This window comes from Micromonospora phytophila, from assembly GCF_023656545.1.
GTDB lineage: Bacteria > Actinomycetota > Actinomycetes > Mycobacteriales > Micromonosporaceae > Micromonospora > Micromonospora phytophila.
Genome location: NZ_JAMOKF010000006.1, coordinates 61,768 through 71,233 on the forward strand (window position 1 = coordinate 61,768; position 9,466 = coordinate 71,233).

Genomic DNA, 9,466 nt, shown 5'->3' on the forward strand with positions numbered 1-9,466 from the left:
ATGGTCCCGGCGACTGGCATCGGCGGGCCCAGGACGACAAGCCGGCAGTAGGCAGGCGGAGAGCAGCCAACGCTGACCACTTCGGTCTTCTCTGGGAGGTCACGCCGCACCACTCGACGGCATCACCGCAGGTCAAGCCCTTGCCCCTGTTCGATGTCGGTGAACACTTCGGGGGCTGTGAGCACTTCGCCAATCTGCACCCGATCTGCTCCCACTTGCAAGGCCAGGTCATCCACCGGCTCCTTACCGCCGTGACCTGCGCATACTCCCCGGCCAGGCGACATAGATTGCTGCCGACGGCTGCGCAAAACCGCTGAGCACTCCGTGTGAAGCAGGATGCTGGACCGCCTATGACCTGCGGGAACGCAAGACCGCAGGTCGGGGCGTATGCCGTTGGGCGCCGTTCGGTGCCGTTGAGTGCAGTTGAACGCCGTTCAGTGCACCCGACTGCTCCCAACGTGCTCCCCCACTGGGACCCAGACGGTCAGCCCGGGACAGTCTGCCTGACGCAGGACCGGCCGCCCGACGGCACGGAGCGAACGATCCGACGTTGGGTACGGACGGTGACGAACGCCCGCGGACGCCGCGCTTTGTCAGCGGCTACTTAACGGTCAGATAAGGCCGGCCGCCAACGTTCGCCCGGCTGGCCCGCGCGGGACAGCGTGGTGGGAACGTCGCGTGGCAGGATTCGCTGGATCGCCGAGCGGTACCCCCGGAAGGATCAGCGATTTGAGCGCGACGGCCTCCGCCGTGGACACCCGGATCTACCGCCAGCCGTCCGGACTGGCCGATGGCAACCTGGCCCTCGCCACGTCGGCGCCGGATCGGGTCGACGAACAGACCTTCTTCGCCGGTTTTGTGCGTACGCCGCGGGTGGTCGCTGGGGGCCTGCTGGCGCTGGCCGACATCGCGGGCGCGGACTTCCGGCCGGTCCGCACCGGCACGGCGGGGCGTGACCCGGTGGTCACCGGCGACGGCGAGCGGCTGCGGTTCGAGGCGCTGTCGACGTGCGGTGGTTTGTACGGTCGGCTGGACCTGACCGCCGCCGAGCTCGACGATGCGACGGTGGGCCGCGGCACCACCAACGTGGACATCAACCCTGCGTTGTACGAGTCGCTGACCCGGGTCGGCGGCGAGGACCCGTTGCGCCTGTCGGTGGGCGAGGACGAACTCGCCGTGTCGACGCTCGATGGAAAGGTCGTCGAGAAGCGGGTGCCGCTGCCGGCGCGCTGGTTGCGCGGGCTGGCCGAGGTGGCGGCGCACGCGCTGCCGATGGATCCGCGGCTGGAGATCCGCGCCGGGCGTGCGGTCGCGCTGCTGGCCGAGATGTCGGCGCGCACCGGCCGGCAGGCGCGCTGGCTGGTGCCGGCCGGGTCCGGGTGGCGGTCCACCACTCGCCCGGTCTCCGGCGCCGTCTGCGTGGCCGACGGATTCCGGCTGTCGGTGCTGCGGCCGCTCCTTCCCCTGGCGCGGACGGTAACCCTCTACGCACCGCCGGTCAGTGGCGCGCCCGCCGAGGTGAGTGGCTGGGTGCTGGACTTCGGCACGGCCCGGTTCACGCTGCTGCTGTCGAGCGCCGTCAGCCAGGGCTTCGCCGGCGACGGTCAGTTGCTGGCCGACCTCGGGTCCGGGTCCGCCGTCGCTGACGCCGACGCACTGGATGCCCTGCTGGCCGTCGACCCGGTCATCGATCGCGCGTCGGTCGCCGCGCGTACCGGGTGGGACGCCGGACGGGGCACGTCCGCCCTCGCCGCGCTGGCCACCGCGGGCCAGGTCGGGTACGACGTCGCCGAGGCGTCGTCGTTCCACCGCCCGCTGCCGTACCGGGCCGATCTGGTTGCCGCGCTGCACCCTCGGCTTGCCGCAGCCCGGATCCTGACGACGACGGGCGGGGTGGTGGTGAGCGCAGCGGGCATCGAAGTGACCTCCGGCGAGTCCACGTATCTCGTCCATCGGCGCGGTGAGGAGTACGCCTGCACCTGCGCCTGGTGGGCCGAGCACCAGGGCCGGCGGGGGCCGTGCAAGCACGTCGTGGCGGCGATGATCTTCGGGCAGACGGGACAGCAGCGTGGGTGACCTCTGGCGCGACGTGTGCGCACGGATCGACGACGCGGACTTCGACGCGCTCGCCGACCTGCTTGCCGGTTTGGACGCCGACGGACGGGCAGCGCTGCTGCCGTCGCTGGAGGCGCACACCCCGACCCGCGCCGTGCCGGAGCCGGTCGTCCCGCCACCGCCAGAGCCCGAGCCCGAGCCCGAACTGCCCACCTCCGGCACCTTCGTCGTCGGGTTCCTCGTATCCGCGAACGACGACCCACCGCCCCGCGACCTCGAGGGCATCCGGGCGTACGTTGCCCGCCAGCGGTTGCGCGAGCGCGAGCGCCGGTGGACAAGCAACAAGCGGCAGCTCGAGTGGCAGGCAGCGCAGTTGGCCACCCGGCTGACCGAGCGCCGCCACGAGGCTCTGGCGATGGCCGTCGTGGCCTGCACACCGACGGCGACAGACGCGGTCAGACGCCTGCACCGTCCGTGGCGGGTCGGCCCGTCGCTGCGGGTGGTGCCCGAGATGGTGCCCGGTCTGCTGCGCGTGCGCGGCGCGACCTGGGGGGCTGCCCTGGCCCGCGGCATGGCTCGGCGCGCCGGATCCCGCAGTCGGTTCACCCCGTGGCCGTTCACCGAGGCGCTCATGCGGGCCGTGGGCGCCGAGCCACCGGACACCCCCGGCGCCGTCGCACGGTACGTGGAGATGTGGCGCCCTTCGCTCGCCTCCTTTCTGGCCGCCGACCCGTGGCTCGACCACGTACTGCCGTACCTCTTCGACGACGACCGGGTCGCCACCGCGTTCGTCACCAGCGTGGCCCGCCGTGACTGGCCGCCGGCACTGATGGAGTTGACGGCCAGCGGGCGGATCGACCGCGAGGTGCTCATCCGGGGGTGCCTACGCCGCCTGCGCGCAGGCGGGCGTAAAAGACTGCTGCAGCCGTACCTCGACCTGCTCAAGCAGCTGTCGCCGGGCACCGACGAGCTGGCCAGGCACCGACAGGAGCTGACCGGCCTGGTGACGGCAGAGATGTCGACGGTTGCCGACTTCGCGTACACCTCTCTGCAGGCGCTGCATCGGGCGTCCGAGCTGGATCAGGTCACGCTGGCGGAGATCACCCAGAGCATGCTGTCCCGCCAGGAGAAGAAGCTGGTCCGGGCACACCTTGCCTGGCTGCGCAGGCTTCCGCTGGAGGACCTGCTGGACGGGTTGGTCGTCGGGCTGCACCATCCGGTGCCCGAGCTCGCCGAACGCACCGTCGACCTGGTCCAGGCGCGGCTGTCAACCCTGTCGGAAGCAGCGCGCGAGCGGTTGCGGGCCGAGGTGCCCGCGCTGGACGGTGTCGTCGCGCAACGACTCGCCGCGCTGCTCGGCGCCGCGCCCCCCGCCCCCGCGCCCGCCCCTACCCTCGTCGCGGAGACGCCGGCCGAGATGCCGCCGCCGCTGGATCTCGGCGCGCTGGCCGGGGAGCTGGCGATCGTGCTGCGCCGGGGCGACGACGACCCGATCCGGCACGAGCTTGTGCTCGACGGGCTGGTGCGGGCGGCACGCGGCGACCGGGCCGAGGCCGCTCGGGTGCTGGAGCCGCTGATTCCGCAATGGCCCGGGCTCTGGCCGGCCCTGGTCGCCGCCGCCATCGAGCGGGACGCGCCGCCCGACCGGGGGTGGTACCACACGTCGTACCGCCCGGAACCGCATCCGATGACGGTCTTCGTGGAACGCCGGGTCGCCGAACTCACCGCGCTGCTGGTCAGTGCCCCGCCGGTGGCGCTGCTGGCCACGCCGGACACTGTCGCCGGACACGTCGACCCGGCCCGGGTTCTCCGCCTCCTGCAGGAGGCGGAACGCGACGGCTGGCAGCCCGGCGAGGCCGACCTGACGCAGGCCATCCTGCGCCTGCCGCGCGAGGTGGACGTTGCCGTCCAGACGGCCGCCACCCGCCTGGTCTCGCCGGCGGGGCGCCGGTTCGCCGACTGGCTGGCCACCGGACCCGAACCGAAGACGTGGGTCGAGGAGACCGGCGGTCGGCGGATCGCCATGCTGGACCCGGCGGGCCTGCCGGCCGAGCTCGCCGATCCGCGCGGCGCCTCCGCACGGGCCAGGCCCTCCTCGCTGGTCGGCACCCTGGACCTGTGGCCGATGATCGCGCCGTCCCACCGTGAGGCGATCGCCGCGCACCTTCAGCCCCACGTCGCCGCCAGGGTGGATCAGGGCAACGCCGGCACGGGTTTCCTCACCGGTTTGGCAGCGGCCGACGGCCCGGCCGGTTCGGCAATGTCCTTGACGATGGCGTACGCGCTCGCCAATCACCGGCAGACCGTGCGGCTGGCGGCCGCCGACGCGCTCATCACCCTCGCCGCGCGCCCGGACTGGGACAGCACCGGCGTCGGCGCGGAGGTCGGCACCCTCGCCGCCACGAACCGGATCGTGCTGCAGCGGGTCGTCCAGCCCTTGGCCGAGGCGCTCAAGGCCGGTGCCCGCGATGCGGTCTGGCAGGTGACGTCGGCGGCGCTGCGGATCCTCCTGCCCGCCGGACCGCGCGGGGGTCTGCCCGATCTCGTCGACCTCGCCGCCAGCGCCGTTCCCGACGGCGGCCACTCGGCGGACCTGCCGGGCCTGACCGCGCTGGCCGCCAAGCCCGGCCGCAGCCGCCTCGCCGTGACCGCCCGTCGGCTCGCCGCGCTCATGACGACCTGACCTCTTGGGGATCGCCGAAGAGATCACCCAAGTGAAAGCCCTGGTCAGGCCGTTACCCGTGAGATCGATGTTCCAGGCAATGAGACAGGCGCCGGTGGCCGAAAGGTGAACCGCAGCTACAAGCGCCGATCTAATCATCAAACGGTGACCGACAGGACGGTGGGCGTCGTCAGCAAGAGGTCTTCCGTCCGACAGCGCCGCCGGCCTGACCACTTCGGTGTTCTCTGGGAGGTCACACCCACTCGCTCGCTCACGTCGTCGCAGGTCACGGCACCCGTCTCCACCCGACAGGCAATGAGCACTTCGGACGCGGTGACCACTTCGCCAAGCTGCGCCCAATCTGCACCCACCTGCAAGGCCTGAACACTCGCAAGGCCCTTACCGCCGTGACCTGCGGATACTCCCCTACCAGGGGATATAGAGTGCCGTTGACTGCCGTTCACTGCCATTGAGTGCAGTTGTGTGAAACAGGACGCCGCACCGACTCTGACCTGCGGAAACGTGGAGCCGCAGGCAGGGATGGGTGCAGTTGAGCGCCGTTCGATGCCGTTGGACGTAGTTCAAGGCTGTTCAGGGCACCCCGCTGCTCCCAACCTGCTCCCCCCAAACCGGGCTCGCACCGGGCCGCCAACCGCCGACCGATCGTGAGCTGCCGGCCCAGTGGTTGGCACCAGCATGGCTAGGTGGAGAGGTCAACGGAAGTCTTGCGGCAGTCCGCCTACACAGGTTGTCGGTGGTGCATCTAGGTTGTGGCTGGTGACGATGCCGCTGTTCGAACTCGATGCTGCGGGGGCGCCCGTGCCATCAGTCACCAGACCTGACCGGCGCCGGACCGTTGACCCGCAAGCGGCAGCCGCTGTCATGCGCGCCGCCGGCCTGGAGCCGCTCGAGCTTTATCCCGGATCCAGCAAACCGTGGCGGTGCACCCACACCCGCTGCCTGCGCGAGGTCACACCCCGGTACAGCAATATCGCGAGAGGCCAGAACGGGTGCGTGCACTGCGCGGGCCGATACACGGACCCACGGGCTGCCGAGGAGATTATGCGCGCCGCCGGCTTGGAACCGCTCGAGCCGTATCCGGGCACCAGCAAGCCGTGGCGATGCCGGCATGTGCCGTGCGGCCGCGAGGTGACCCCCTGGTACAGCCACGTGCGCACCGGTCACGGCGGCTGCCTGTTCTGCCGCAAGGGTGCCCCGGTCACCGCTGAGGACGCGGAACGCGAGATGCGGGAAGCCGGCATGGAACCGCTCGAGCCTTTCCACGGCCTCGATACCAAGTGGCGCTCTCAATGCCTGACCTGCGGAACCGTCGGAGAACCGCGGTTAACTAGCATCAGACACGGGCAGGGCGGCTGCAGGCCATGCGGCCGCCGCAAAGCGAACGCCTCGCTGCGCGGTGACGCCCACGAAGCCATAGCCAGAATGCAAGACGCCGGCCTGGAACCGCTGGCGCCGTACCCCGGTACAGGTGAACCGTACAAGGCGCGATGCACCCGCTGCGACGCGATCGTGTATCCGCGACTGCGGAAGGCGAGGACGCCGGCTTGCCGGTACTGCGTCAACAAAGCCCGCGGCAAGGCACAACGGCGCGATGCCACCGAAGCGGAAGCGAAGATGCGCGCGCTCGGTCTCGAGCCGCAGGCGCCGTACCAGGGAATCAAGTACCCGTGGCGTTGCGTATGTACCGGCTGCGGCCGAACCACCTCACCCACGTACGGATCGATTCTCGCCGGGCAATCCGGCTGCCGACGCTGCGCCGACCTGCGCGCGGCCGTAGCCCGCCGGGAAGACCCCCACAACGCGGCAGCGACGATGCGTGAGGCGGGCTTCGAACCGTTGGATCCGTACCAGACATCGATGACACCATGGCGCTGCCGGCACACCGTCTGCGGAAAGGAAAGCCGTCCCACACTAGCGAAGGTCCGATCCGGTGGCGGATGCCGGTACTGCGCGCGGTACGGCTTCCAGCGCGGAGAACCGGCCCGGGTGTACGTCGTCGTCCACCGCAAGCTGAGTGCGGTAAAGATCGGCGTCGCCGGCGCCGAGCAGCGCAACAACGACCGGATCACGCAGCACCGCCGGTACGGATTCGAACTGCATTCGCAGTACCCCGTAACGACCGGGGACGACGCCCTGGCAATCGAGCAGGCGATCATTCGACGCCTGCGCGCGGACGGTCACGAGCCGTACCTGACGATCCAGCAGCTGCCGAACGGCTGGACGGAGACGTTCGATGCCGCACGAGTCAGCCCGGAATGTCTCGATGCCCTGATACAGGCCGAGCGGGAAAGGGTCACAGCAGCCCGATGTAGCAATGGACTCGGTCGGGGTGCTTCGCCACTTGAGGAGGGCTCAGGTGCGGGCGGGCTGGCCACACTCTAGGAGACCGGGAGGTCGACCCGGCGTCCCGTTCCGTCCGGAGCACCCTCCTCGGTGACTATGGCGAACACGCCGGCCGGCACGCCGTCGAGGGTCGCTACCCGTGAGGCGACGGCCAGCAAGCTGGCCTCCGTCGCTCCAGCGATGAAGAAGACATAAACTTCGCCCGGTGCTACTCGGTTCCCAGAGGTAGCGGACCGAGACTTGGTTCAGGACCGATGTCCGGCCAGACTCGGTCCAGGTGCTCGGCGAGACGCTCCCACATTGCGGCATGACCGGAGGTTCGGTGGAACGCCCCACGCGCAGGGGGAAGGTGCAGGTTAGGCCGCCGTGCGGCATGATCGGGCGGTGGTTGAGGCAGTTGGCGTTCGGTGGTTCCCGGACGAGGTCGGTCGCAACGAGGGGGAGGTCGCCTTCCTGGGACGGCTTCGGCGGGAAGCATCCGGCTGGGACGTCGAGGGGCTCTCGCCGGAGGACGACACATCGTCGCAGCTGTGGCTGGCCCCGCTGTACATCGGCGTTGATGTTCCAGGGCTCACCATCCGGCGCCGCACCCTGCAGGTTGGCTACTGGACAGGCGGGCCGCTCGGACAGGCACTCCAAGGTGTCTGGGGCGACGACTACCTCCTGGATGACCACGACGGCAACGATCCCGAAGACCTGACCGTAGTCGGGGCGCAGGCCAGCCATGAGGACTACGCGGAGTGGGCCGCCGCCTGGCTGCTGCGCCAGCTGCAACGACCTGTCGTGCGGGAGGAGTGGCTGGCCGGGGATCGAGTGGTCGCTGCCACATGGCGGCTGGACGATACAGGCCGCGTCCTCGCCAGGCATGGCAGCAGTTCCCGCCGCTTCCTGCGCCGGCGCGCTGACCGTGTTGTCGCGGTGAGGTGAGCTTCGCGATCATCGCCGAGCCGGGATGGTTGCCGGCACACCGGTCATCGACTCGGCGGCGACCATATCAGCGAGGTTCACGCGTTTCGCGGCAGATCCGGATACTCGATCACCCGCCCACAGTGGCCTACGAGCCCAACCGATCCAACGCCACTTCTGCCCGACCGGGTCAGCCAGGTCAGGATCCTGAGCGGCGAATGCCTGCTCCAGCGTCCCCCACCCGAACTTCTGGACTACCTCAGCTTCACCCGTGGTGATCGGAACCAACCACGTGAAGACCACCGGCGCGGGTTCGGTGTGACAGACGGCAAAGGGCGCCGGCAAATATCTCGGGCTGATCGCCAGGATGGCTGTGCTCTGGCCGCCCGGGAAGAGAGGCCCGCGTGGACCAATCACCTGGCCATTCGACAAGCCGGCCCTGCGGCGCACCATCTCACCGGCTATCTGGAACAACAGCCCGGCCGCCCGGGCCGGGCCCGCCACGCGTTCGCGAACAGCTGGGGACGGGCCGCCATCACGGTCGGGGGCTGGCCCGCAGAGACGCGTCGTGCTGGGGTGGTGCGGCGGGCCAGTGGATTGGCGCCGTTGGCGCTGTCGCCGCAGCCGGGTTGGTGGAGGGTGCGGGAGTGAGGTGCTGAGAATAGATCCGGACGGCGCTGTCCACTGGAGTCTCTCGGTCTTATAAGGGTCGCTCTCCCTTGCACCCCTTAGCGCAGCTTGCCTTAAGCCGCTGTGCGGCCCGGTCTCATTCAATGAATGGGTGCCTAACGATCGGGAGCCAAGACGGTTACGCACCACTACTCTGGTTCGCGCTGAGCACAAAATCGACCCGGAATGTCGCACAAACGCACTGCCCGCCCGTCGCATGCGCACCCCGCCTCCACCCCAAACTAGAGGCATCCTTAACTCGCTTGACCTGCAAATATCGAACCTTCTACATGTCACACGCTTTGTGCGATGTGGATTCGGGGCTCTGGGGTCTAGTACCAACGCCGTTCAGTTAGGGCGGGGCGGTGGGTGTCAAGGGTCGGTGCTGATGACGTCGATGCTGGTGGTGGCTTTGTAGGTGTGTCGGTCGATGTTGGGGCCGCGGGCTTGGTATTTGCTGTTGGAGCGTTTGATCATGCGGGATTTGACGCGGATGCGGCGGTCGGGCAGTAGGTGGTCCAGGACGTGGGTGCCGATGACGCCGACCAGGTCGATGACGGTGTCGGCGATGACGCCGGCGGCGTGCACGACTTGGTTGCGGGCGGTGTCCAGGGCGGTGGTGAAGCTGGCCCGGTCGGGGTCGAGGCCGGGCCGACTGTCGGTCGCGTCGACCATCGCGGTGCGGAGTAGTTGGTAGACGCTGAGCAGGGCGTAGATCTCTTGTTGGATGCCGTCGGGGGTGCGGGCGCGCAGGACGCGTCCGGCCAGGATGCTGGATTTGAGTTCGAGGTAGGCGGTCTCGATCTCCCA

General features: G+C 69.6%; 6 protein-coding genes. 4 read left to right on the plus strand and 2 right to left on the minus strand.

The window, feature by feature from the left end; genetic code table 11:
- Window positions 1–729: 729 nt before the first annotated feature.
- From NCC78_RS02275 to NCC78_RS02290, 4 genes are all read left to right on the plus strand, one after another.
- Window positions 730–2,076, plus strand: coding sequence for an SWIM zinc finger family protein (locus tag NCC78_RS02275; RefSeq protein WP_250791387.1), 1,347 nt, complete (start codon window positions 730–732; stop codon window positions 2,074–2,076).
- Window positions 2,069–4,738, plus strand: coding sequence for a DUF6493 family protein (locus NCC78_RS02280; RefSeq protein WP_250791388.1), 2,670 nt, complete (start codon window positions 2,069–2,071; stop codon window positions 4,736–4,738). The genes NCC78_RS02275 and NCC78_RS02280 overlap by 8 nt, the downstream gene beginning before the upstream one ends.
- Before the next feature lie 756 nt (window positions 4,739–5,494).
- A complete protein-coding gene (locus tag NCC78_RS02285; protein ID WP_250791390.1) occupies window positions 5,495–7,120 on the plus strand; it encodes a hypothetical protein in 1,626 nt (541 codons plus the stop codon).
- Between the two features lie 345 nt (window positions 7,121–7,465).
- Window positions 7,466–8,008 carry a hypothetical protein gene (locus tag NCC78_RS02290; protein WP_250791391.1) on the plus strand — a complete coding sequence of 181 codons (543 nt, stop codon included), beginning with the start codon at window positions 7,466–7,468 and terminating at the stop codon, window positions 8,006–8,008.
- Between the two features lie 9 nt (window positions 8,009–8,017).
- On the opposite strand, the gene NCC78_RS32365 is transcribed toward NCC78_RS02290, so the two are convergent.
- Together NCC78_RS32365 and NCC78_RS02295 are read right to left on the minus strand one after the other, a co-directional pair.
- Window positions 8,018–8,908 (minus strand): suppressor of fused domain protein, encoded by an 891-nt coding sequence (locus tag NCC78_RS32365; RefSeq protein ID WP_372495033.1) that lies wholly within the window; start codon window positions 8,906–8,908, stop codon window positions 8,018–8,020.
- A gap of 120 nt (window positions 8,909–9,028) precedes the next feature.
- On the minus strand, window positions 9,029–9,466 hold a 438-nt coding region (locus tag NCC78_RS02295; RefSeq protein WP_504919251.1), incomplete at its 5' end, for a Rossmann-fold NAD(P)-binding domain-containing protein.

What these genes read in the sequence shown, in the direction of transcription:
- NCC78_RS32365 (WP_372495033.1), bottom strand. Translation starts at nt 8,908, where the DNA reads ATGCCTCTAGTTTGGGGTGGAGGCGGGGTGCGCATGCGACGGGCGGGC.